Genomic DNA, 22,814 nt, shown 5'->3' with positions numbered 1-22,814 from the left:
TGATAGGCTTTTTATTCAATACATCCACTTTTCCACCACAGCATCGCCCAGATGCTCACGCAGCAGGTCCTCATTGTCCTCCTCGCCGTGAACCGTCAGCAGGCACATAAACATCAGTACGTCGAGGTACTGGCCCACGTCGCAGAAGATTTGCGTCAGCATCGGCGAGCTGTCGTGATCGAAATACCACACCTCGCCGGTCTCAACATGAAAGCACCACATATTGCCGTTGCCCAGATAGTCACCGAAGACGACCAGTTGCCTGACCAGCGCCCAAAGCGCGTCGGCATCGGGGGCATCTTCCAGGATGTCACTAATGCCGGGATAGGCGTTGTGCAGCGGTTCAATGCTGGCGTATTTGGCAGGTGTCACGCTACACAGCGTTTCGGCCAGGTCCAGCGTGCCAATCTGCTCATGATACCTGCGCAGTAACGGAGGGAGGGGGCAACCCAGGCGCTGTTCGAGGGCGACCACCTCTTCGGGTTTGGCAGGCGTCAGCGGCGACGGGTTTTCCCACTGATCGAGCCAGGCCAGTGCGCAGACACGCCACCAGTCCAGCCGGGCGTTATCATCGGCAAATTCTGGCCAGGCCAGAGGGGGAAGGTCGCTGGGTGGAGCTGGCGGGTGAGTGTCTGAATTCATAGCGGATGTTGCCTCAGGATGATTAATAAGTGCTGCTGTCGATGGTGAAACGATAGTTGATATCGACCTCAGACGTAATATCGGCGCGTTGGGTTTTGTTTAAAACGAACTCAAAAGCGGGTTCGTAATCCTCGCCTTTGAGCACTTCACCGCCGAGGATTTCAACATCATACAGGCCGTTCTCAAGCGCGATCTGTGGTCGCCCTGGCTGACGATAGCGTTCCTGCAGTGAGTGGATATCGGCATCGGTGAAGTTTTGCAGAATCCGCCATGTGAAGAGCAGGAGCTGCTGGTTTTCAATCCGCAGGAAGTAGCCGCCGCGCCGATGCTGTAAACGGCTATCCGGCTTGAGCAGTTCCGGCATCTCATTCGAAAGGTTGAAAATAATCGTGTACGGGTAATTTTCAATGCCCGCTAAAGGGATGACGATGCCGTTCTGCACAGCCCTGTCACCGCTGTCATTGCTGGCAAACTCTGAGGCCAGATCGTCACTGAGTAGGTTGTCGTCCTTGAATTTTTTCAGCAGACGAAGGTCGCCAATCAAAAAGTAATCAATCAGGTCGTTAAGGACTTCAACGAATTCATAGCGCATCAATCAGTTGCTCCGTTATTTTTACCCTTGTTAAACTTCAACGCCCCACATTGAAACGCCCTGGATCATCTGCAGTATGGCGCAGGTATGAATACTCAGGGAAACGGCATTTGAGTATTTACTGGCATAATTTTCACTGATCGGCTGGAAATAAAGTCGGCCTAACGTTTTCAGTATCGCCCTGTTCTTTTTCATTGCCTGATAGAGTTCCGCGGACTCCTTCAGTGAAAAGTGCTCGGTAACGCCCTCGACGATCAGGTCATCCAGCACCGTTGCGCTTGCCTGAAACTGAGGTTGCAGCCTTTCCAGCTCCGCGCGGAAAGGGGCGATTTCGCGCTGCAGGGTTAATAACAGCTCTGCATTTTGTTCCGGGTCGATGCGCGATTTCAGTTCGGATACCAGATGGCAAAAATAGATATCGTTCTTCAGATCGTTTTCAAGAAGACGATTGGGATCGGCCAGATATTTTTGTTGCGAAACTGCTCTGAAATCGGCATCACCTGAGTGGCTGTCCAGGGCGTTCAGGTGGTCTTCAATGTGAATAAACGCTGCCAGTCTCCAGGTCAAATTTTCTGCGGTTTGCCAGGCTAACTGCCCCCGAAATGCCCAAAAAACCATGGCGGAACTTTCATGCAGCAGATGGCGTAAATAACGCGGCGTGTGGTTCTTGAGATCAAAGCGATCGAACTGATGTACGACGTTGGTCAGCGTTTCCTCTGCCAGCCTGCTGAGCTGCGAAATGTCGTCTTTGTGGCGATCGCGGATCTGTTTTAACGCCTTACGATAGGGGGCGTGCTGTTCAGAGAGATAGGAACGGTAATCATTATGCGCGGCTATCCGGGAATGCTGATTCTGTTGCTTTGCATAACGCATACTGGCTATCGAGACAACCAATGCCGCAAACGCCACACAGTCTGATACGGTGATATTCATACTGTCCTCCCTGTGAATGCCAATTATCTTAGCGCAGTGAAAATGTGTGTAAACCCCGTCTGGATGATACGCCCCGGCGCTGTGCAACCCCGGGCAATCAGGTATGCTGATAAACCTACTCCTGTCAGGAATCCCCGCTATGTTCTCACTGAAAGCCCTGAGCCTGATTTTGCTCTGTATTACGTTGCTGTCGCTGGGAGCAAGTCTGGCGCAGGCCACGCGCCATAATGACGCGGGTGCGCAGGGCTGGGCGACGGCGCGGAGTGACTCTTCCGGTCAGGCACCCGATCCCCAGCGTTTTGCCAGCATGGCGATTGTGCAGGTCTATGCGGCCCCCACCTACGGCTGGAAAGGGGCAGTGGCAGTGCATCCGTGGATTATCTTCAAACGCGCAGGGGAAACCCGCTACAGCCGGTATGAAGTGATCAGCTGGGGAAGTGACGATAAAGTGCGGCGTAACCGCAATCTGCCGGATGCGTACTGGTATGGCTCACGTCCTCGCCTGCTGGTGGAACATCATGGGGCAGAAGCTGAAGCGATGATCCCTAGGATCGTGGCGGCAATTGGTTCTTATCCCTGGCCGCAAACCTATCACGCCTGGCCGGGGCCCAACAGCAACACTTTCCTCGCCCATATTGGCCGTGAAGTCCCGGCATTGAAACTGAATCTCCCCGCGAATGCGATTGGCAAAGATTATCGTTCGCTGCTGAATCCCATCGGTCTGCCGCCTTCCGGGCGTGGATTACAGGTGTCGGTGTTGGGCGTGGCAGCGGTCACACTGGGCGCAGAAGAAGGATTTGAAATCAACGTACTGGGGCTGAACCTCGGACTGGGTTTCTCACCGTTACAGCTACGCCTGCCTTTTATCGGCGGGCTGGGTGACGATAATCTACAAAAAGAAAACCCGGGGATCTGAGTCGGTTATTTTACTGTTCGCAGACGGCGCGTTTTGCGAACACATACGCAGATATTTTTCCCTGCCTGCAACCCGAAGCAATAGTTCCCGACATGCTTCGCATTCAGTTACCACACCACTGGTACTTTCCCTTTATCGGAGACATTATCTCATCATTCCATTAAGGTTGTCAGTTGACAACCGATGTGTGGCGATAGATACTGGAGGGGAAATATGGCGCGTCGTACTCATGCTATCAAGGAAATCGAAATAGTCCTCAAACATGCCGAGCAGCAAGGCTGGCGGGTGGTCTGTGGTGGCAGTCATGCCTGGGGAAAAATATATTGTCCCTGGAATAGCGCACAGTGCCGTTGCGGAGAGTTCTGCATCACTTGTGTATGGAGTACGCCAAAAAATGCAGTGAATCACGCCAGGCAGCTTAAGCGCGTTGTGGATCACTGCACGATGAGCCAACGATTTGAACGCAATGGAAGGAATAAGACGCCATGGAATACACCTTTACACTAAAATATCAGTTAGTTGGTCAGAAAGAGGAAGCCCGCGATGCACTCGTTGAACGGCTGGCTGAGGCGGGTTGTGATGATGCCCTGATTGGCCTGGGCATCCAGGGGCGTATCGCGCTGGAGTTTATCCGTGAAGCATCGTCAGCGCAGCAGGCGATGGAGAGTGCACTGGAGCAGGTCCGGAGCGTGCTGCCGGATGCCCGACTGTTTGAAGTTTCACCGGATTACGTAGGCCTGACGGATGTCGCTGATTTGATAGGTGTTACCCGGCAAAATATGCGTAAGCTGATGCTGGCGCATTATCTTACCTTTCCGGCACCGATCCATGAAGGCACTGCGACGATCTGGCACCTTGCCGAGGTGCTGACATGGCTGGAAAAACGCGGCGGTTACCGCGTTCCTGAGAATGTTCAGGAAGCGGCTACCGCTGCGCTAAACCTCAATCTCAGCAAAGAGATTCAGCGGCATCGCTCTCAGCCAGATACTCTCTGACCATTTCATCAAATGAGGCGTTAGCCTGGAAACCCAGCTGGCGCGCATAGCTCGCCTGGAAGTCGCCGGGCCAGGAGTTGACGATCTTAACGATCGCCGGGTCGGGCTGATGGCTGATTCGTGATAAGACCCCATCACCGCTGATACGCCTGAGTGAAGCCAGCATCTCTTCTACCGTCACCGACAGGCCGCACAGATTAATGACGCGGCCCTGATCCAAATCCTCACCGTTCAGTTCGTGCCCGAGGATCAGCGCCTGCACGGCTCTGGCCGGGGACATTAGCCACAGACGTGTGGCCAGGCTGACCGGGCAGTTGGCATTTTCACCGTTCAGCGGCTCGCGGATAATGCCGCTGGCAAAACTCGAAGCCGCCGCATTAGGTTTGCCCGGACGCACAACGATAGTGGGCATACGCAGGCTGCGCCCATCGAGGAAGCCCTTACGGCTGTAGTCGGACAGCAACAGGTCGTTCATGGCTTTTTGCGTGCCATAGGAACTTTGCGGCATCCAGACCTGGTCGTCAGGGACTTTCTCGGGGAGCTTGCCGCCAAATACAGCGACGGAGCTGGTGGTGACCAGCCGTACGCACTGCGGTAAGGCACGCAGTCGCTCCATAATCTGGCGGGCAGCGTCGACGTTGATTTTCATCCCCAGATCGAAATCCTGTTCGGCCTGACCTGAAACGATCGCCGCCAGATGAAAAACACTGTCTGTTTGCGCGTCAATCAGCGTTTCCAGTTCGGTAGGGCTGCTGATATCCCCACAGCGTACGATCAGACGGGGATCATCAACACCGCTGAGGGGCGCAATATCAATGGCCGTAATCTGTTTAATGGGCTGCGGCTGTCCGTTTGCATCGTGCAGTGAACCTTTTTCCAGCAGTGCCTGAACCAGTTTTTTTCCCAGGAATCCGGCTGCGCCGGTAACAACGATATTCATAATATGCCTCATTTACGTTAGCGGTTGACGATGCGACCGGGGATCAAAAAGATGGCCGCAGCGCCCACGAACAGGGTGCAGGAGATGATCATCATGCCGGTCAGGGTGGAGTGTGTGAGGTCGGTCAGTATTCCCATCAGATAAGGCGCAACAAAGCCGGCAAGGTTACCGAAGGAGTTAATCAGTGCGATACCTACGGCTGCCATCGTGCCTCCCAGGAAGGCTGTCGGCAGGCTCCAGAACAGTGGCAGAGTGCTCAGTCCACCTGCCGCCCCCAATGTCAGGCCGAACATGGCGATCCACAGGTTGTCGCTGTAGAGAGCGGAAATCACCATGCCCACTCCGCTGATTACGGCAATGACGGCGAGGTGCCAGCGGCGTTCGCGGTGGCGGTCTGCACTGCGTGAAGCCACAATCATGGTGATAATCGCCGCGGCATAAGGGATGGTCGTCAGCAGGCCGACGGTGAAGACATCCTCGACCCCGGCATTGCGTACCAGCGTCGGCAACCAAAAGCTGACGGTATAAAAACCGGCAATCAGGCAGAAGTAGATAAACGTCAGCAACCACAGCTTGCCGTTACGCAATATGCTGCCCAGTGTCGCTTGCGCAGCAGGGGAATCTTGCACTGCATCTTCTTTCAGGCGGGTGTTCAGCAGGGTCTTTTCTTCCGCACTCAGCCAGTTTGCATTTTCGATGCGGTCGGGGAGTAAAAAGAACACCAGTATGCCGATCAGCAGAGAAGGCGTTCCCTGAATGATAAACAGCCATTTCCAGCCTGCCATCCCGTGGGCATTATGGAAATAGTCCATAATCCAGCCAGAAAGTGGCCCGCCAAGCAGTCCTGACAAAGGAACGGCTGCTGCAAACAGGGCAAACATTTTCCCCCGCCGGTAGGAGGGGAACCACAGCGAAAGATAAAGGATCACCCCGGGATAAAAACCGGATTCTGTCAGGCCAAGCAGGAAACGCACGGCGTAAAACTGAAAGGGTGTCGACACCAGCGCGGTAAGCGGTGCAATCACTGCCCAGGAGGCGAGCAGTGCGGCCAGCAGGCGGCGGGCACCAAAGCGGTGCAGCGCCATATTGCTTGGCACCTGGAAAAAGAAGAAGCCAATAAAGAAAATCCCGGCACCGAGACCGTAAACCGTTTCGGAAAAGGCCAGATCGCTGGACATTTGAAGTTTGGCAATGCCGACGTTGATTCTGTCGAGATAGGCAAAAATGTAACTGACGGTCAAAATCGGCAGGATACGCCAGACGGCGCGTTTCCAGGCATTCTCTTCCAAATCGCTGATCGCAGAGGGTGGGGAGAGAACCGATGTCGTTGAATTCATTTGGCTTCCTTTGTCGGGTAGAGTAGAAGATGTCCTTTATTCAGGCAATAGTCATCCTGTTCCCGGGGCACAGGGAGTGCCTGTGACCCGGAAAGGTGAATTGACGAGAAGGGTTGTTATTTTTTGTTAGATTAGGCGTTGGATGGGAAATTTTCTGCGTGACGAATCACAATGTTAACCATTAATTATCATTTTATAACAAAATACGTAATGTCTTATTCATCAGTGCAACAGGAACAGCGTCGCCAGCCCGAGGAAGATAAAGAAGCCGCCGGTATCTGTCAGCGCGGTGATCAGCACGCTGGAACCGACCGCCGGATCGCGTTTCATTTTGATCATCAGTAACGGGATCAGGACGCCCATCAGAGCGGCCAGCAGTAGATTAAGCAACATCGCCAGCATCATCACCCCCCCCAGCGCCGGGTTGCCGTACATCGCCCAGGTCACCCCCCCCATAATACCGCCCCAGAACAGGCCGTTAATCAGCGCCACGCCCAGCTCACGGCCAATAAGGAACGTAAAGTTCCCCGGTTCCACCTGGTGAAGCGCCAGTGCGCGCACAATCATGGTGATGGTCTGATTTCCGGTGTTGCCACCAATCCCGGCGACAATGGGCATCAGTGCGGCCAGTGCCACCAGTTGTGAAATGGTGTGCTCAAACAAGCCAATAACGCGTGACGCGACAAACGCAGTGCACAGATTGATCGCCAGCCAGGCCCAGCGAGTACGGACTGATTTTCTTACCGGGGCGAAGACATCCTCTTCCGGATTCACCCCCCCCATTTTACGAATGTTACTGTCGTTCTCATCGTTGACCAGGTCGATCACATCCTCAATGGTGACGCGACCCATCAGTTTGCCTTTGGCATCAATAACGGCAGCAGAAATCAGGTTATAACGTTCGAAGGAACCGGCCGCATCTTCGGCTTTATCATCGATCAGAAAAGTGGTCGGGCGATCGTTCATCACCTCATGCACCCTTTTGTCCGGCGTATTCAGCAGAATTTCCGTTAACGGCAGTTCGCCAAGCAGGCGGTTATTTTTATCGGTGATAAACAGTTTATCGGTGCCATCGGGAATGGACTTTTTCCGGCGCAGGAAACGTTGCACGGTAGCCAGAGTGACATCGGCCCGCACGGTGACCAGCTTGAAGTCCATAATGCGACCAACGCGGTCGCGGTCGAAATGCATCACGTCCAGTACGCGTGAACGCAGTTCCGGATCAAGCGAGGTCAGCAGGCGGCCAGTTAAGTCGCGCGACAGATATTTGGCAAGATAGGCCTGTTCATCAATATCCAGCGGTGCGATAGCGCGCAGCAGATCGCGATCGCTCATCTCCTCAATCAGGCTTTCCCAGACGTTTTCTGAGGCCTCAACCAGTACCTGACCACGGCGGTCATTGCCAATCAGTCGCCACAGTGCCAGACGTTCATCTTCCGGCAGCGCTTCCAGCAGGTCAGCAATGTCGGCAGCATGCAGCAGGGGAAGGGTGCGTTTAATCTCATCAACCTGTTCACGATGCGCTTCGGCTTCGGCGGGAGATTCACGCAGCGGGCGTTCATGTAACGTGTCAACAAGATCGCTATCATTCAGCAGGAGATTAAGAATACGGCTACGGATTTCGGCCAGCTGCTGAACATGAGAAGGTGCTACAGACATACAACATCCTTTTGTCTGGCTAACAAAGAAGAAGACGAAATGAGGTTATAGTTTAGCGGATTTCAGACATAACTAATCTGCAAAAGCTCCGAAAAGCGTCTGCTTATCATCGCCACCGGGTTGTGGCTACTTATCGTTTACGACGGTTGTGGGGATCGCAGGAGCGTTCTTTTTTTGCTGGTGATGTTCGATAGCACCGGGAACGACATAGATCAGTCGTCCTAATAGAATAATAAAACTAACCAGCAAAATGACCCGGGTCATGCGTCCGGTTTTCTGACGTTTTCTGAATGACATAGCGCTATTCACGCAAAATTTCCTGTTATTAACCCAAAAGGGCGATGAGTAATTTACGCACAGCGGGCTACGGAGGTCAATGGGAGAAGGTGACCGCGATGACAACGTGGATACGGCGAATAGATTCATTTAGTTAACATACGGATAAATACAGTGCTTTTACGGGCGCATTAATTGTCATTAAATTGATTTGAATCAATTTAACATGGGCTGTTGCTCCTACAATATCGCAACATTTCATAAGGTATTTTCGTTCATCAGTACTACAATGGCTGACATTTTTGAATAAAACCGTAAAAACCTCACTAAATAAATATCCTGACTCAATGAAAAAAGCGGCTCTTCTGAAGCGTTTTATCAACCGCTGGTGGGGATTCCCCCTGATACTGGCACTGTTGCTGATGCCCTTGTCGTCCTCACTATCCGTCAGGCTCTGGATCCCTGGTGGCTATGTTTATCTTATCTATCTGCCTCTGGCGATGATGATTGCCTTGTTAATGGTTTTTGACTGGGCCGCACTGCCCGGCATCTTCATCGCGTTATGTTTCCACTATTTTTTCCGTTACACCAGCATGCAGGCAGTGCTGATCATCGCTATTTTCCTTGTCACTTTGACGTTCTGCTGGTGGGGATATCGCAGTCAAGAGAAGGTGCGCTGGGGTGTCAGTTTCGGTGAACTGCATCTGGCCAGAGTGCGTCTTTTTTGGCTGGCTCTTGCTATACCGACGGTGTTTATCTTGCTGAATCAGTTGATGATGCCGTTGGGTGTTTTACCGAAAAATGATTCTGTTTTTGCCCCTGAGCCTTTTTCAGTGCATACCCTGCTTAACTATCAATCGACACTGCTGGCCTCGCTTGCCCTGGTGCAGTTGTTCTATTTTTTGATTCGCATTTTGCGCACGCCCCGGTTTTTATTCATTTTTATCGATCGCTGTAAACGGCAATGTTCCCCTTCGGTAACGCGCCATGAGTGGTTGATATGGCTGGTGATGCTGATGACGTCACTCATGATGCTGACACAGCTCCGATCCAGCCCGGAAAATTTGCTGACCACTGAGTACGGGGTGCCTTTTTTATTGCCGCTGATGCTGTGGGCCGCCCTGCGTTTTGGTTATCTTTTTACTTCCCTCAGTTGGGGAATATTGCTGGTGGTGCTGTACCAGTATCACGATCGATTTATGAATACGTCGGTGCAACCACAAGACCTTGCGGTTGTTTCTGCTAACCTCCTGGTTTTCAGCTTAACGATCTTACTGATGTCAGCCATCAGTACCCGGCAGCGTCGACTGCTGGCTAAAGCCCGAGAAATGGCGCTCACCGATCCGGTTATCGGTTTGCCGAACTTGCGTGCGCTCAGTAAGGATCTGACAGTCAGTTCCAGCTCGGTGCTCTGTTTTTTGTGTATTCCCGATCTGGATCGACTGAGCCGGACCTATGGTCTGCAACTGCGTATCCAGTATAAGCGCAGCCTTGCTGTACATCTCCAGCCCAGCCTGCTTCCCGGAGAGGATGTTTATCAACTTCCGGGTTTCGATCTGGTATTGCGTCTTGAGAATGCAGGGCATCAGTCACGGATCGAAGGGATTGAAGCCCGCCTGAAGGATTATCATTTGAGTTGGGGTGGCCTGCCTATTCATCCTGATGTCGGGATCAGCTACTGCTCGGTTGTTCCGCCAGTCCTTCATCTGTATGAACTTCTGGGTGAGATGAGCGCCATGGCACAGATGTCATTGCGCAGCGGTCACGCAGAAAATATGCAGCAGGCACAAAATGCGCCGGTACAACGGCAAATTACGGAAAAACTGGTGATGCTGCACACGGTCCAGCAGGCATTGCAGAGCGGTGGATTCCATCTGATGGCTCAGAGGATAAAGGGTATCCGCGGCGACGATTACTATGAAATCCTGCTGTTCATGGTCAATGCACAGGGTGAACACATTAAACCCTGGCATTTTCTGTCTGTGGTACGTGAGTTCGGTCTGACGTGGGAAGTGGACAGCATGATGCTTGACCAGGCACTGGCATTTATCCATCGCCACCGGGAACATGTGCCCGGGATTCGCCTTGCGGTCAATTTCTTTGCTGCAACGTTATGTCGTCCACAGTTTGTGGAAGACATTGCCTCTCGTCTTAAAGCGAATGACATCGAGCCATGGCAGTTAATTGTTGAAGTGGAAGAGTCACCGATTCTCAGCGATCACAGCTGGGGAAATCGTTCCATTGCTCAACTGCGCCAGCTTGGCTGCCGGGTAGCGATTGACGATTTTGGGAAAGGTTATTCCAGCTATTCGCGCCTGAAACTGATACAGGCCGATATACTGAAAATCGATGGCAGCTTTGTGAACAATATGCTGGATAACAGTCTTGATTATCAGATTATACAATCGATTTGCGCCGTCGCACGGCTGAAACGGATGCTGGTGGTGGCCGAGTGCGTTGATACCCACGAAACAGCCGAAGCACTGCGTAAGCTGGGCGTGGATTACTTGCAGGGGGCTATCGTGGGTCCGCCGATACCGTTATATGATCTGGCCTCTGCACAGACAGCGGCCAGTCTGTCTGTCAGACTTTAACCATCGACTTCTGCGCCAGCAACGTGGCAAAACGCAGGGAAATACGTTGGCCATTTTCATCGATTCGGTGCAGTTGGCCGACATCTTCATTGTATTTAACAATATGCCAGTTACGGTAATAGTGGCTCAGTTCACCTGATTTAAAGGCGAACGGAAAGCCCTGGTTGCAAGGATAGTCGGTGGTGTCCATGGCGGCGACGATCAGGTTATAACCGTCCCGCACCGTGCTGGCTTGCATATCCGCAATCAGCTGTGGGACGGTTTCGGGCTGCAGGAACATCATCACTACCGTTGACAGCACCAGGTCATAAGCCCCGTTAAAGCGCAGCTGGTTGAGGTCCTGCTCGGCGGTATGAATACCGCTCAGGTTTTCTGCGGAGATAATCTGGTCAAGCCGTGCCAGGCTGGCCGGGTTTTTGTCCCATGCCGTCACATCAAAGCCTTTGCTGTTCAGATACAGCGTATTTCGTCCACTGCCGCAGCCGACATCCAGCGCTTTACCGCCGTCAAAATAACGTGAGGCTTCCACCACTTCAGAATGGGGGGCGGTAAGCCCGTATTGCTTGCTGAAATCTCTTTCCGGGTGTTGAGTCATGATTGTCAGTTCATCATTTTTCAGTGGGTCATGCCGGTGGCTGACCAAAAATAAGGCCACTCTGCGCGATAATAAGCGCATGAGTGGCCGTTTACCGATAATGCTTAGCTTTCTTCCTGAATGGTCAGTTGCCAGCCAGTGACATCTTTCCAGTAGGTCTGCTCACGTTCTAAATCTAGCTGAACCAGGTTGTTCTGGCTGAAGTAGCCCGCCGGGAAGGTCAGGGTCCAGTTGCCATCATCGGTATGCAGTTGAAGACCGCTCGGTTTAGTCGTCGCCTGGCGCTGATTGTTTAGCAATGTCCCTAAACGCAACAGGAATACCAGCGGCAGGAACTGCTTACGTTTAAACAGCGTAAGGCGCGGCATATCTTCTACCTTCACGCCTTTACGGTGGTAGCGTACCAGCGTGGCCAACAGCGTTTGTTGATCCTGATTAAACCCCGGCAGATTGGTATTTTGCAGGATATAAGCGGAATGTCGCTGCATACCGCTGTGGTTGATCGTCAGCCCCACCTCATGCAGCATCGCCGCCCACTTCAACAGAGCGGCAAGCTGCGGGTTTGCCTGCCGGGTATTCTGTGCGCGCCACTGCTCGTAAAGTAACTCCGTCGTTTCCAGTACCCTGCGCGCCTGATCGCTGTCGATAGCATAATGGTTCGCCAGGCTCTGGGCAGTGCGGCTGCGAATATCCTGATGACGGAAGCGGCCTTCCATTTCATACAGCACGCCTTCACGCAGTGCGCCGTCTGACAGGCGCAGTTCACGGATCGCAAGGGCATCGAACACGCCACAAAGAATGGCAATGCCAGGAACAAACACCCCTTTACGCTCGTCAGAGAGGCCAGGCAGGCTGAGTGCATCAAACGACTTGTGCTTGATGACCTCGTTGTACAGCAACTCAAGGCGCTCCGGGGTGATCAGCTTTTCTTTCTCCCCCATGGCCAGCAGCACTTCACAGGCGGCTTTAATCGTGCCAGAAGCACCCAGCGCAAACTGCCAGCCCATCAGGCGGTACTGCCACGCCAGGGTTTCCAGTTTTTGCACTGCCGCCAGCCGGGCGCGGTTAAAGTTCTCTTTGCTGATGACACCGCCAGGGAAGTACATATTGGCAAAGCTCACACAGCCCATGCGGCGGCTTTCGACCAGCTTGGGTTCAAAGTCTTCACCAATAACGAGCTCGGTGGATCCGCCTCCGATGTCGATCACCAGCTTACGGCCTTTTTCCGGCTGGGTATGTTCAACACCCATAAAGATCAAACGGGCTTCTTCATGGCCAGAAATCACTTCAATCGGATAGGGGATCACATCGGCTGCACGCTGGAGAAAATCTTCCGCGTTAATCGCCTGGCGCAGGGTATGCGTCCCGACAATCGTGACGTTGGCCGGGCTGAAACCCTGTAAACGTTCGGCAAACAGCGCCAGACAGCCTAAACCACGCTGAATAGCCTCTTCGCTCAGAACGTTATTACTGTCCAGCCCGTCAGCCAGATGCACGCGCTGTTTCAGGCGTCCGAGCACCTGCATCGCCCCGTCAACTACGCGGGCAATCACCATGTGAAAACTGTTCGAACCCAGGTCAATGGCAGCAAATTCCTGCGGTTTGGGCGTACTTTTATGGGAAATTGGCATAGTGATTAATCAGGTTGCTCGAGAGATTTAATGTAATCGTAAATTGCCAGCTGGGCCCGAACCTTGCGGCGGTTACCGCGCGGAACATATCGGTTGCTTAACTCTTTATCGACGTAACGTGCCTTCAGCGTATCACTTAACAGGATGGCAATAATATCCAGTACACGCTGTTTAAGAATAGGGTCAAGTATGGAGACAGCCACTTCGATACGATAATCGATGTTACGTGTCATCCAGTCTGCGGAGGAGAGGAAGACCTTTTTATCGCCGCCGTTATCAAAAATATAGACCCTGTCATGCTCCAGATAACGGTCAACAATACTGATCACACGAATATTATCGCTGATCCCTTCCAGATTGGGGATCAGGGAGCACATGCCGCGCACCAGCAGATTAACCTTAACGCCAACGCTGGAGGCGGTATACAGCCGATCGACCAGCCCCTTATCCACCAGGTTATTGATCTTCAGCGTGATACCCGCCGAAATTCCCTTTTGCGCATTGGCAATTTCGGCATCAATCAGTTGGTACAGCATTTTGCGCGAGTTCTGCGGTGACACCATCAGGTGCTCAAAGCTGACCGGGCGATACGGGTTTTCGATAAAGTTAAACACCCGGCGCACTTCGTTAGTGATACGCGCATCGGCGGTCAGCAACGAGTAGTCGGTGTAGATACGCGCGGTTTTCTCGTTAAAGTTACCGGTGCCGATGTGCGCATAGCGGGCAATCTCTCCGTTTTCACGGCGCGAAATCAGGAACAGCTTGGCGTGAATCTTCAGTCCGGGAGCGGAGAAAATCACATGCACACCGGCTTCCGTCAGGCGTTTCGCCCAGTGAATATTGGCTTCTTCATCGAAACGCGCCTGCAACTCGACGACCACGGTGACCTTCTTACCGTTATAGGCGGCATGGATCATCGCATCGATGATGCGTGAATTTTTCGCCACGCGGTAAATATTGATTTTTATTGCCAGTACCGCCGGGTCAAATGACGCCTGGCGCAGCAGTTCAAGCACATGCTCGAAGGTGTGATACGGATAATAGAGCAGCACGTCACGGTTGCGGATCGCATCAAAACCGTTGCGGAAGCGATCAAACCAGATATGGCGCAGCTGCGGCAGGGGCTTGTTGACCAGATTCGCTTTGCCCACGTTCGGGAAGCTGATGAAGTCTTTGAAGTTATGGTAACGACCGCCGGGCACAATAGAATCGTAATTGGAAATGTTCAGCTTTTTACGCAGCAGTTCAACCATGGCATCAGGCATATCGCGCTGATAAACAAACCGTACCGGCTCGGCATTCAGGCGCTGTTTCAGGCTTGAAGACATCAGCTCCAGCAGGCTCGATTCCATTTCGGTGACCAGATCGTACTCGGCGTCACGGGTCATTTTCATTGAGTAGGCATTCAGCGCATCGTAGTCGAAGAAGCCACGGAAAATGTCACCCAGGCAATAGCGTAGAATATTATCCAGCAGGATCATTGGTTTTCTGCGGCGCGGGGTTTCCGGCGGCAGATTGACGAAACGCGGAACTTTATCTGACGGGATTTCCAGCAGCGCGTAGCGAATGTCTTCACCACGAATAATCTCTACGGCCAGGTAGGTGTAATCGTCTTTCAGGAACTCGATCAGATCGGTGTCATGATTGATCAAGATCGGCGTGATGTGCTGGCGCAGGTGGTGTTTAAAATAGTGGCGCAGCCAACTCTGCTGATTGGGGGAGAGCTGGCGTTCGTTGATCAGGAAGATCTGATTACGCGCCATTTCCAGCAGCAGGTCGTTATACAGGCTGTCGAACTCCTGGTCGGCTTTCAGCACCCGGGCCTGAATTTTTTTTATTAAATGGCGTGGTGTGCTGGGAGAACCCTGCTCCTCTCCAATCAGAATGCGACGTTTGAGATCGGCAAAACGAACTTTATAGAACTCTTCCAGATTATTGGAATAGATACCAAGAAAGCGCATACGTTCAATCAGCGGGTTGGTTTTGTCTGCCGCTTCTTGTAAAACGCGTTCATTAAAGGATAGCCAACTTAACTCTTTCTCTATATACAGCTTTTCCTGACCCATTTTTACTCCGTTCGGCTGATTCAGGATGAAGGTATCCATTGTTCTGAAACATTATGGCGAGAGTATGGCAGCATTGTCCAATGCCCGATGAATGTTGATTGTCTTATGAATCACATACGGGCAACATAGCGGCTTCGAAGCACAATGGAAAACCACGCAGATATGACTGATCGCCCAATCCCTGTTCACGACAACGCCGGGCGCCGCCGCAGGATTGATCGGCTGACGCGACGTGTGGTAACGGCGTGTGGGGTGGCGATCCTGCTGGTGATGACACTGCTGTTCTTCTGGCTGATTTGGGTGGTGGTGCCGCTCTTTATCAGCCCTGGGATGCAGGCAGATAACAACATTAAGCTGTGGCAGAGCAGTCCTGCGGTTGCCATGGGAATGGACAGACAGCAGCAGTGGGGCTGGCGCATTGATCGCCAGGGCAGCGGGCGCTTTGTGCCGCTCAGTGCTCAACCGCCTTCCTCTGCAGTAACGCTGTTGCGCGGCACTATCCGGGCCGCGAACAGTGCCGATCATAGCAGTGTGCTGCTGTTGTCAGATAGCGGCTCAATGGTGTTAGTTAAACCCGATTTTCCACCCGGCGAGGAACCCCGCTGGACATTCCCGCTGGGTGATGTCCCGCTTTCCAACGGGGAAGATCATGTGCGTCAGTTCAGTCTGGCGCAAACCGCAGAAAACCGCTGGCAGATTGCACTGGCGACCGCCGATCATATTACGCTATGGCAACTCGATGCTCAGCAGCCTGCGCAAAACTATCGGCTGAATGTGAGTGACGTTGACCAGTTGCTGTTATCGCCCGATGGCAGCCTGTTATTTACCCTTTCTGGCGCCCAGCTGCGCGTCTGGCGACTCGGTAACGGTGAGCCCCAGTTGCGTGATTCTCTGATGCTGGCCGAGCCGCCGAAAAACATCGCGTTGCTGAGCGGCGGCAATTCCTTACTGATTGCCGACGGGCAGGGTATTTCCCAGTGGTTTGATATTGCAAGCTCCAGTGGCCCACATTTGCGTTTTATCCGTCATTTTGAGGGGGCGCAGTGGCAGCCTCTGCTCTTTACCGAACCGCACCGTCGTGTTTTAGCCACCCAGAGTCCGCAGGGTGAGCTGAAGCTGTTTGCCAGTAAGCAGCAGGGCGCGATCCTCAGCCGACAGCTGGCGCCGGGTATTGAACTGGCGCAGTTCTCCCAGGAGGGCGATGGCTTGCTGGTTGAACGTGCCGGGCACTGGCAGTATTACCGTCTGACTAACCCGTGGCCCGATCTCAGCTGGCGCAATCTGTGGCAGAAAGTCTGGTATGAAAACTACCCGGAGCCAGCCTGGGTTTGGCAGTCCACCTCGGCCAATGATTACTACCAGGGTAAATTTAGCCTGATCCCGATGGTGGCGGGCACGCTGAAAGCCGCAGGGCTGGCGATGCTGTTTGCGACGCCGCTGGCACTGGCGGCCGCCATGTACACCGCCTGGTTTATGACGCCTCAGTTGAGACGCTGGGTGAAACCCACCATTGAAATGATGGGCGCGTTACCCAGCGTGGTGATTGGGTTGATTGCCGGGCTGTGGCTGGCCCCAAAAATTGCCGATCGACTGCTCGGGGTGCTGTTACTGCCTTTACTGCTGGCTGTGGTGCTCTTGTTGTGTGGTTGGATGGTGCAAAAACTGCCCCCTCGCTGGCGTAAACGTGGGTTTGCTGAAGGGCGTGAAGTCCTGTTATTGCTGCCGCTGTTGTTGCTCACGGCAATAGGTTCCCTGTGGCTCATCCCGCTGGCGGAGCAGGCTCTCTGGGGCCAGGGACTGGCCGAACGCATCAGCACAGACTATCAGCAGCGTAACCTGCTGGTGGCGGGGGTGGCGATGGGCTTTGCTCTGGTTCCCCTGATTTTCACGCTGTCAGAAGATGCTATTTTTAGTGTTCCGGCCTCACTGGGGCAGGGATCGCTGGCGCTGGGGGCGACACCGTGGCAAACCCTGACCCGCGTGGTGTTGCCGGGTGCCTCATCCGGTATCTTCGCCGCCCTGATGATCGGGTTTGGCCGCGCGATTGGCGAAACGATGATTGTGCTGATGGCAACCGGTAATACGCCGGTGACCGACGGTGGGCTGTTTGAAGGGTTACGTTCACTCGCGGCCAATGTGGCGGTAGAAATGCCGGAAGCGGCGGCGGGCAGCACCCATTACCGTATTCTGTTCCTGTCGGCGCTGGTGCTGCTGATCTTCACGCTGGTGGTCAATACCGTTGCCGAGATGGTTCGTCAGCGACTGCGGCAGCGTTACAGCCAGCAGGAGGCGCAGGGATGAACGCGGTAAAGAATAATCACCGCTGGCGCTGGCTCACCGGCGGCGCTGTTGCCGTCAGCCTGCTGGCCTTCCTGCTGCTGATTACCCTGCTGGCCTGGCAGGGGCTGCGTTATTTCTGGCCACAACCGCTGGAACTGTTCACGCTGAACACCCCGCAAGGTCAGGTACAGGTGTTGGGCGAGGTCACTCAGCAGCAGACGGTATCGCGCCAGCAATTAGTCGCCAGCGGCCAGTATGATGCTGCGGGTCTGCCTGACAGCGTGACACGTTATCTGATTAAAACCGGTAACCGTGATTTCGATGCGCCTGATTTTCGCACGGTGCTGTCCAGCGATGTGCTCACCAGGGAAACACCTCCGCAGACGATCGTGTTGCAACGCCGCGCTGGCGGCAATGCCTATGGCTGGTTTGAGGGGCTGCGTGAAGATAGCCATCTGTTAACCTCCCAGGATCCCGGCAAGACGTTACAGCAGCGTTTACTGCAGGCTCGCCAGCGGATTGACGAGGCCGAGAAACTGCGGCGCAAGAATATGGCGCGATTGAATGCGCAGATGGAGTCGCTGGAACAACAGCGGCAGCATCTGCGTGATGAACAGCGCTATGACCCCGAGGCCCAGTCGGTGTATCAGGCCGATCGCGCTGAACTGCAACGTCAGTTCGCCCGCCAGGCGGCCAGACTCGCAACGCTTCAGCGGGAAAGCAACAATACGGCGGTGCTGCTGCGGGATGCCAGCGGTGTGCAGCATGAGATTTCGCTGGCGCAGATTATTGCTGCCTGGCAGCCCAATGCGATGTCCACCGGCATGAAGTGGCGACATTTTGGCAGCCAGTTATGGCACTTTGTCTGTGATTCTGGTGGCGGAAGTCAGGGGGAGGGCGGTATCTTCCCGGCAATCTTTGGTACGGTACTGATGGTGTTGCTGATGTCGGTGGTGGTGATGCCACTGGGGGTGATTGCCGCCATCTGGTTACATGAGTATGCCGGGCGTAATCTGTTAACCCGGCTGGTGCGTATTGCCGTCGTCAACCTGGCTGGGGTGCCATCGATTGTGTATGGCGTGTTTGGCCTGGGGTTCTTCGTCTGGTTTATGGGGGGCAGCCTCGATCGCCTGTTTTTCTCCAGCGCCTTGCCGAACCCAACCTTTGGCACGCCTGGCCTGCTCTGGGCATCACTGACCCTGGCGTTGCTGACATTGCCAGTGGTGATTGTCGCCACTGAAGAGGGGCTGTCGCGCATTCCGGGTGCATTACGCCAGGGCGCGCTGGCGCTGGGGGCGACGAAGGCAGAGATGCTATGGCACGTGGTGGTGCCGCAGGCATTACCGGCGATGCTTACCGGGCTGATCCTGGCGGTGGCACGTGCCGCCGGAGAAACCGCCCCGCTGATGCTGGTAGGCGTGGTGAAAATGGTGCCGGAACTGCCGATAGACTCACTGTTCCCTTACTTACATCTGGATCGTAAATTTATGCACCTGGGTTTTCAGATTTACGATCTGGCGTTCCAAAGCCCCAATGCCGAAGCCGATCGTCCGCTGGTGTTTGCCACGGCGCTGCTGTTGGTGTTGTTGATTCTGGGGTTAAATCTGATGGCGATGGTCCTTCGCCACCGTCTGCGCGAGCGCTACCGTGCGCTGATGCATTAACACGGAATTCCGTTATGACTGCGATGTTTGATGACAACGATACCGCGCTTGAGATTGATAACCTCTCTTTGTGGTATGGCGATAAAGCCGCGCTGAATAACATCAGCCTGCGTGTGCCTAAAAACCGCATTACGGCCTTGATTGGGCCGTCAGGTTGTGGGAAATCAACGCTGTTACGCTGTTTTAACCGTATGAACGATCTGATTGATGGCTGCCGCATTGAAGGGGATATCCGCCTGCAACAGCAGTCAATCCTCGGGCATAATCAGGATCTCTCTGCGCTGCGTCGCCGCGTGGGCATGGTGTTTCAACGGCCTAATCCCTTCCCGAAAACCATTTACGATAATGTGGTATACGGGCTGAGGTTGATGGGCGTGCGTGACAGACGTGTACTGGATGAAGCGGTAGAGCGTGCGCTGCGTGCTGCGGCGCTGTGGGCTGAGGTGAAAGATAACCTCTGGCAAAATGCCCTCACGCTGTCGAGCGGACAGCAGCAGCGACTGGTGATCGCCAGGGCTATCGCCATTGAGCCTGAAATCCTGCTGCTGGATGAGCCGACCTCGGCACTGGACCCGATCTCAACGCTGGTGATAGAAGAGCTGATGACATCGTTGAAACAGCACTTCACGCTGATTCTGGTCACGCACAATATGCAGCAGGCGGCACGCGTGTCGGACTATACGGCGTTTATGCACCAGGGGAGTGTGGTGGAGTTTGGCATGACCGATGATCTGTTTACGGCACCGCGTCAGCGTCGTACCGAGGATTATATTACCGGACGGTATGGCTAACGAACCGCGGGCTGTGCGCGTGAGATGGCAAAAAAACCGCTGAGGCGAGAGAAGGGCGGCGGGAGATTTCCTTCCGCCCATCGGGTATCAGTCGAAAGCATGTCCTTCGACGGACAACGGCTGACCGTCGAGCCATGCGGCATCGTCGCGCATAGCCAGTCGGCCATCCACAAACCAGCCGACGACCAGCGGATAAATCGCATGTTCCTGGTGCTGAACACGCGCGGCAACATCCGCTTCGCTGTCGTCGCTGTATACTGGCACTTTTGCCTGCAGGATCACCGGACCGCCATCCAGCTCCTCGGTGACAAAATGCACCGAGGTGCCGTGCTCGTCGTCACCGTTCTCGATGGCCTGGCGATGCGTATGCAGCCCCGGGTATTTCGGTAACAGCGAAGGGTGGATATTCAGCATCCTGCCGGCATAGTGTTGTACAAATGCCGGGCTGAGGATGCGCATGTAACCGGCCAGCACCACCAGATCGGGGGCGTAAGCATCAATCTCCAGCATCAGCTGGCGATCGAATGCTTCACGGTCGGCAAACTGCGCAGCAGCCAGCGCATGAGCAGGAATGTTCGCCTCGCGCGCACGTTCCAGACCAAAAGCCTCTGCTTTGTTACTGAATACGGCAGCAACGCTGCCGTGAATCCGTCCCTGCTGGCAGGCGTCCAGGATTGCCTGTAAATTGCTTCCATTACCGGAAACCAGCACGACTATGCGTTTCATGCGTTAATAACCACACGTTCTTCAGAATCGGAGGCTTTGATGACACCGATTTTCCAGGCTTTTTCGCCTGCATCAGTCATCAGCTGTACCGCTTTGTCGGCGTCTGCCGGACTCAGGGCAATCACCATGCCGACACCACAGTTAAAGGTGCGGTACATCTCAAAGCGGCTGACGTTACCAGCCTGCTGCATCCAGCCAAAGACGGCTGGCCATTCCCAGCTTGACTCGTCCAGAACAGCCTGAGTGTTATCCGGCAGTACGCGCGGAATATTTTCCCAGAAGCCGCCGCCAGTCAGGTGGGCGATCGCATGGACATCCACCTGCTCGATCAGGCTGAGGATGTTTTTCACGTAGATGCGGGTTGGCGCCAGCAGATGGTCAGACAGCGTTTTGCCTTCAAGCTGGGTGGTTTCCGGGTCAGTTTTGCTGACTTCCAGAATTTTGCGCACCAGCGAGTAGCCGTTGGAGTGAGGGCCGCTTGAACCCAGGGCGATCAGAACGTCGCCATCGGCCACTTTGCTGCCGTCGATAATTTCGGATTTCTCAACCACGCCGACACAGAAGCCTGCCACGTCGTAATCTTCACCGTGGTACATACCTGGCATTTCAGCGGTTTCGCCGCCGACCAGCGCACAGCCAGACTGTGAACAGCCTTCAGCGATGCCGGTGATCACACTGGCTGCCGTGTCAACGTCCAGCTTGCCAGTAGCATAATAATCCAGGAAGAACAGAGGCTCTGCGCCCTGTACCACCAGATCGTTAACGCACATCGCGACCAGATCGATACCGATGGTGTCGTGGCGTTTAAGGTCCATCGCCAGACGCAGCTTGGTGCCGACGCCGTCAGTGCCGGAAACCAGGATAGGTTCACGGTATTTTTGCGGCAGTGCACAAAGGGCACCGAAACCGCCCAGTCCACCCATCACTTCTGGGCGACGAGTCTTTTTCACTACGCCTTTGATACGGTCGACTAAAGCATTGCCAGCATCAATATCTACGCCGGCGTCTTTATAGCTGAGAGAGGTTTTGTCGGTCACTGCGAAATCCCCACGCGGTTTGCGGTTGGTGTGGTGGTAAGTTTAAGCGCGGCAATTCTAGCAGCGCAGGCAAACGTTTGCGAGTGCCATCTTATTGCGCATTGCGGATAGCTGGATTTTAGCTAATTCTTAGAGGGGTTGCAGGAGATGTGCAAAGTATTGCACTAAGTCATATGGCGCAGGGGATAAATGGCGCTATAATCTCGCGATTTTTTTTGCAGCTTAACACTCCGGGAGTACAACAATGAAGATCGTGGAAGTCAAACACCCGCTGGTCAAACATAAACTGGGTCTGATGCGGGAACATGATGTAAGCACCAAACGTTTCCGTGAACTCGCATCAGAAGTGGGAAGTCTGCTGACTTATGAAGCCACTGCCGATTTGGAAACCGAAACCGTGACCATTGAAGGTTGGAACGGTCCGGTTGAAATCGAACAGATCAAAGGTAAAAAAATTACCGTTGTCCCTATTCTGCGTGCCGGTCTCGGCATGATGGAAGGCGTGCTGGAACATGTGCCAAGCGCACGTATCAGTGTCGTTGGCGTGTACCGCGACGAAGAAACGCTGGAGCCGGTACCCTATTTCCAGAAGCTGGTGTCCAACATCGAAGAGCGCCTGGCACTGGTCGTTGACCCGATGCTGGCAACCGGTGGTTCGATGATTGCTACAATCGACCTGCTGAAAAAAGCGGGCTGTAACAGCATTAAAGTGCTGGTGCTGGTCGCTGCCCCGGAAGGTATTGCTGCGCTGGAAAAAGCGCACCCGGATGTTGAGCTGTACACTGCCTCAGTCGATCAGGGACTGAACGAGAAGGGGTATATTATCCCTGGCCTCGGCGATGCAGGCGATAAGATCTTCGGTACAAAATAAGCCGGCTGCGGGGGGGGCGGGCCGCGCCCCCACGAAACCCGTAGGGGCCGGGCATGCCCGGCCCGGCAAGCGCCGAATCCGCGAATAATCCGTAGGGGGGGCATGCCCGGCCCGGCAAGCGCCGAATCCGCGAATAATCCGTAGGGGGGGCATGCCCGGCCCGGCAAGCGCCGAATCCGCGAATAATCCGTAGGGGGGGCATGCCCGGCCCGGCAAGCGTCGAATCCGCGAATAATCCGTAGGGGGGGGGGGGGGCCGCCCCCCGAAAC

19 protein-coding genes are annotated in these 22,814 nt (G+C 54.2%); 7 read left to right on the top strand and 12 right to left on the bottom strand.

The window, feature by feature from the left end:
* Positions 1-15 precede the first annotated feature (15 nt).
* Genes WH279_RS21185 through WH279_RS21175 form a run of 3 tightly spaced genes read right to left on the bottom strand, consistent with a single transcriptional unit; the run spans position 16 to position 2,167 of the window.
* On the bottom strand, positions 16-642 hold the full coding sequence (locus WH279_RS21185) for an SMI1/KNR4 family protein (RefSeq protein ID WP_339458464.1): 627 nt from the start codon (positions 640-642) through the stop codon (positions 16-18).
* A gap of 22 nt (positions 643-664) precedes the next feature.
* Positions 665-1,234: a hypothetical protein gene (locus tag WH279_RS21180; RefSeq protein WP_339458461.1), complete on the bottom strand. Its 570-nt coding sequence runs from the start codon at positions 1,232-1,234 to the stop codon at positions 665-667.
* A 30-nt stretch (positions 1,235-1,264) separates the two neighbouring features.
* Positions 1,265-2,167, bottom strand: a complete 903-nt coding sequence (locus WH279_RS21175) for a hypothetical protein (protein ID WP_339458459.1) — start codon at positions 2,165-2,167, stop codon at positions 1,265-1,267.
* A 139-nt stretch (positions 2,168-2,306) separates the two neighbouring features.
* Here WH279_RS21175 and WH279_RS21170 point away from each other — a divergent pair, with 139 nt between their 5' ends.
* Positions 2,307-3,083 carry a DUF3750 domain-containing protein gene (locus tag WH279_RS21170; protein WP_339458457.1) on the top strand — a complete coding sequence of 259 codons (777 nt, stop codon included), beginning with the start codon at positions 2,307-2,309 and terminating at the stop codon, positions 3,081-3,083.
* A 485-nt stretch (positions 3,084-3,568) separates the two neighbouring features.
* Entirely contained in the window at positions 3,569-4,078 is a 510-nt protein-coding gene (locus WH279_RS21160) for a helix-turn-helix transcriptional regulator (RefSeq protein ID WP_339458452.1), read from the top strand.
* On the opposite strand, the gene denD is transcribed toward WH279_RS21160, so the two are convergent.
* The 4 genes from denD to WH279_RS21140 form a co-directional block, all read right to left on the bottom strand.
* On the bottom strand, positions 4,032-5,018 hold the full coding sequence (denD, locus tag WH279_RS21155; protein WP_339458449.1) for a D-erythronate dehydrogenase: 987 nt from the start codon (positions 5,016-5,018) through the stop codon (positions 4,032-4,034). The genes WH279_RS21160 and denD overlap by 47 nt on opposite strands.
* A 17-nt stretch (positions 5,019-5,035) precedes the next feature.
* On the bottom strand, positions 5,036-6,355 hold the full coding sequence (locus tag WH279_RS21150) for an MFS transporter (RefSeq protein WP_339458447.1): 1,320 nt from the start codon (positions 6,353-6,355) through the stop codon (positions 5,036-5,038).
* A gap of 222 nt (positions 6,356-6,577) precedes the next feature.
* Positions 6,578-8,014 (bottom strand): magnesium transporter, encoded by a 1,437-nt coding sequence (gene mgtE, locus WH279_RS21145; protein ID WP_200643605.1) that lies wholly within the window; start codon positions 8,012-8,014, stop codon positions 6,578-6,580.
* A gap of 126 nt (positions 8,015-8,140) precedes the next feature.
* Positions 8,141-8,323, bottom strand: coding sequence for a YfgG family protein (locus tag WH279_RS21140; RefSeq protein ID WP_133845889.1), 183 nt, complete (start codon positions 8,321-8,323; stop codon positions 8,141-8,143).
* Positions 8,324-8,637: 314 nt separating this feature from the next.
* On the opposite strand from WH279_RS21140, the gene WH279_RS21135 reads away from it, so the two are divergent.
* Entirely contained in the window at positions 8,638-10,884 is a 2,247-nt protein-coding gene (locus WH279_RS21135) for an EAL domain-containing protein (protein ID WP_339458444.1), read from the top strand.
* Here WH279_RS21135 and tehB read toward each other — a convergent pair.
* The 3 genes from tehB to ppk1 are packed head-to-tail and all read right to left on the bottom strand — an operon-like array spanning position 10,874 to position 15,176.
* Complete coding sequence (gene tehB / locus WH279_RS21130; RefSeq protein ID WP_339458440.1) at positions 10,874-11,560, bottom strand: tellurite resistance methyltransferase TehB; 687 nt, start codon at positions 11,558-11,560, stop codon at positions 10,874-10,876. The two genes, WH279_RS21135 and tehB, sit on opposite strands and share 11 nt — an antisense overlap.
* 23 nt (positions 11,561-11,583) lie before the next feature.
* Positions 11,584-13,110 (bottom strand): exopolyphosphatase, encoded by a 1,527-nt coding sequence (gene ppx, locus WH279_RS21125; RefSeq protein ID WP_200643603.1) that lies wholly within the window; start codon positions 13,108-13,110, stop codon positions 11,584-11,586.
* 5 nt (positions 13,111-13,115) lie between these two features.
* Entirely contained in the window at positions 13,116-15,176 is a 2,061-nt protein-coding gene (gene ppk1, locus WH279_RS21120) for a polyphosphate kinase 1 (RefSeq protein ID WP_339458436.1), read from the bottom strand.
* Positions 15,177-15,320: 144 nt separating this feature from the next.
* Between ppk1 and WH279_RS21115 the strand changes: the two genes are divergently transcribed.
* Genes WH279_RS21115 through pstB form a run of 3 tightly spaced genes read left to right on the top strand, consistent with a single transcriptional unit; the run spans position 15,321 to position 19,911 of the window.
* Positions 15,321-17,477, top strand: a complete 2,157-nt coding sequence (locus tag WH279_RS21115; RefSeq protein ID WP_339458434.1) for an ABC transporter permease subunit — start codon at positions 15,321-15,323, stop codon at positions 17,475-17,477.
* Positions 17,474-19,120 (top strand): phosphate ABC transporter permease PstA, encoded by a 1,647-nt coding sequence (pstA, locus tag WH279_RS21110; protein WP_339458432.1) that lies wholly within the window; start codon positions 17,474-17,476, stop codon positions 19,118-19,120. The genes WH279_RS21115 and pstA overlap by 4 nt, the downstream gene beginning before the upstream one ends.
* 23 nt (positions 19,121-19,143) lie before the next feature.
* Positions 19,144-19,911, top strand: a complete 768-nt coding sequence (gene pstB, locus WH279_RS21105; RefSeq protein WP_418903930.1) for a phosphate ABC transporter ATP-binding protein PstB — start codon at positions 19,144-19,146, stop codon at positions 19,909-19,911.
* Between the two features lie 87 nt (positions 19,912-19,998).
* Here pstB and purN read toward each other — a convergent pair whose 3' ends face one another.
* On the bottom strand, positions 19,999-20,637 hold the full coding sequence (gene purN, locus WH279_RS21100) for a phosphoribosylglycinamide formyltransferase (RefSeq protein WP_200643599.1): 639 nt from the start codon (positions 20,635-20,637) through the stop codon (positions 19,999-20,001).
* Positions 20,634-21,674 carry a phosphoribosylformylglycinamidine cyclo-ligase gene (gene purM / locus WH279_RS21095; RefSeq protein WP_133845898.1) on the bottom strand — a complete coding sequence of 347 codons (1,041 nt, stop codon included), beginning with the start codon at positions 21,672-21,674 and terminating at the stop codon, positions 20,634-20,636. The genes purN and purM overlap by 4 nt, the downstream gene beginning before the upstream one ends.
* Positions 21,675-21,918: 244 nt before the next feature.
* Here purM and upp point away from each other — a divergent pair, with 244 nt between their 5' ends.
* Positions 21,919-22,545: a uracil phosphoribosyltransferase gene (upp, locus tag WH279_RS21090; protein ID WP_133845899.1), complete on the top strand. Its 627-nt coding sequence runs from the start codon at positions 21,919-21,921 to the stop codon at positions 22,543-22,545.
* The last annotated feature ends 269 nt before the right edge of the window (positions 22,546-22,814 follow it).

The sequence above is a fragment of the Erwinia sp. MYb375 genome (genome assembly GCF_037479175.1).
Taxonomy (GTDB): Bacteria; Pseudomonadota; Gammaproteobacteria; order Enterobacterales; family Enterobacteriaceae; genus Erwinia; species Erwinia rhapontici.
This window is presented reverse-complemented; position numbering and strand designations above follow the sequence as displayed.

Bases quoted from the DNA above. Each gene is read 5' to 3' on its own strand.
- WH279_RS21185 (WP_339458464.1), bottom strand. From the start codon at position 642: ATGAATTCAGACACTCACCCGCCAGCTCCACCCAGCGACCTTCCCCCT.
- WH279_RS21180 (WP_339458461.1), bottom strand. From the start codon at position 1,234: ATGCGCTATGAATTCGTTGAAGTCCTTAACGACCTGATTGATTACTTT.
- WH279_RS21175 (WP_339458459.1), bottom strand. From the start codon at position 2,167: ATGAATATCACCGTATCAGACTGTGTGGCGTTTGCGGCATTGGTTGTC.
- WH279_RS21170 (WP_339458457.1), top strand. From the start codon at position 2,307: ATGTTCTCACTGAAAGCCCTGAGCCTGATTTTGCTCTGTATTACGTTG.
- WH279_RS21160 (WP_339458452.1), top strand. From the start codon at position 3,569: ATGGAATACACCTTTACACTAAAATATCAGTTAGTTGGTCAGAAAGAG.
- denD (WP_339458449.1), bottom strand. From the start codon at position 5,018: ATGAATATCGTTGTTACCGGCGCAGCCGGATTCCTGGGAAAAAAACTG.
- WH279_RS21150 (WP_339458447.1), bottom strand. From the start codon at position 6,355: ATGAATTCAACGACATCGGTTCTCTCCCCACCCTCTGCGATCAGCGAT.
- mgtE (WP_200643605.1), bottom strand. From the start codon at position 8,014: ATGTCTGTAGCACCTTCTCATGTTCAGCAGCTGGCCGAAATCCGTAGC.
- WH279_RS21135 (WP_339458444.1), top strand. From the start codon at position 8,638: ATGAAAAAAGCGGCTCTTCTGAAGCGTTTTATCAACCGCTGGTGGGGA.
- tehB (WP_339458440.1), bottom strand. From the start codon at position 11,560: ATGCGCTTATTATCGCGCAGAGTGGCCTTATTTTTGGTCAGCCACCGG.
- ppx (WP_200643603.1), bottom strand. From the start codon at position 13,110: ATGCCAATTTCCCATAAAAGTACGCCCAAACCGCAGGAATTTGCTGCC.
- ppk1 (WP_339458436.1), bottom strand. From the start codon at position 15,176: ATGGGTCAGGAAAAGCTGTATATAGAGAAAGAGTTAAGTTGGCTATCC.
- WH279_RS21115 (WP_339458434.1), top strand. From the start codon at position 15,321: ATGGAAAACCACGCAGATATGACTGATCGCCCAATCCCTGTTCACGAC.
- pstA (WP_339458432.1), top strand. From the start codon at position 17,474: ATGAACGCGGTAAAGAATAATCACCGCTGGCGCTGGCTCACCGGCGGC.
- pstB (WP_418903930.1), top strand. From the start codon at position 19,144: ATGTTTGATGACAACGATACCGCGCTTGAGATTGATAACCTCTCTTTG.
- purN (WP_200643599.1), bottom strand. From the start codon at position 20,637: ATGAAACGCATAGTCGTGCTGGTTTCCGGTAATGGAAGCAATTTACAG.
- upp (WP_133845899.1), top strand. From the start codon at position 21,919: ATGAAGATCGTGGAAGTCAAACACCCGCTGGTCAAACATAAACTGGGT.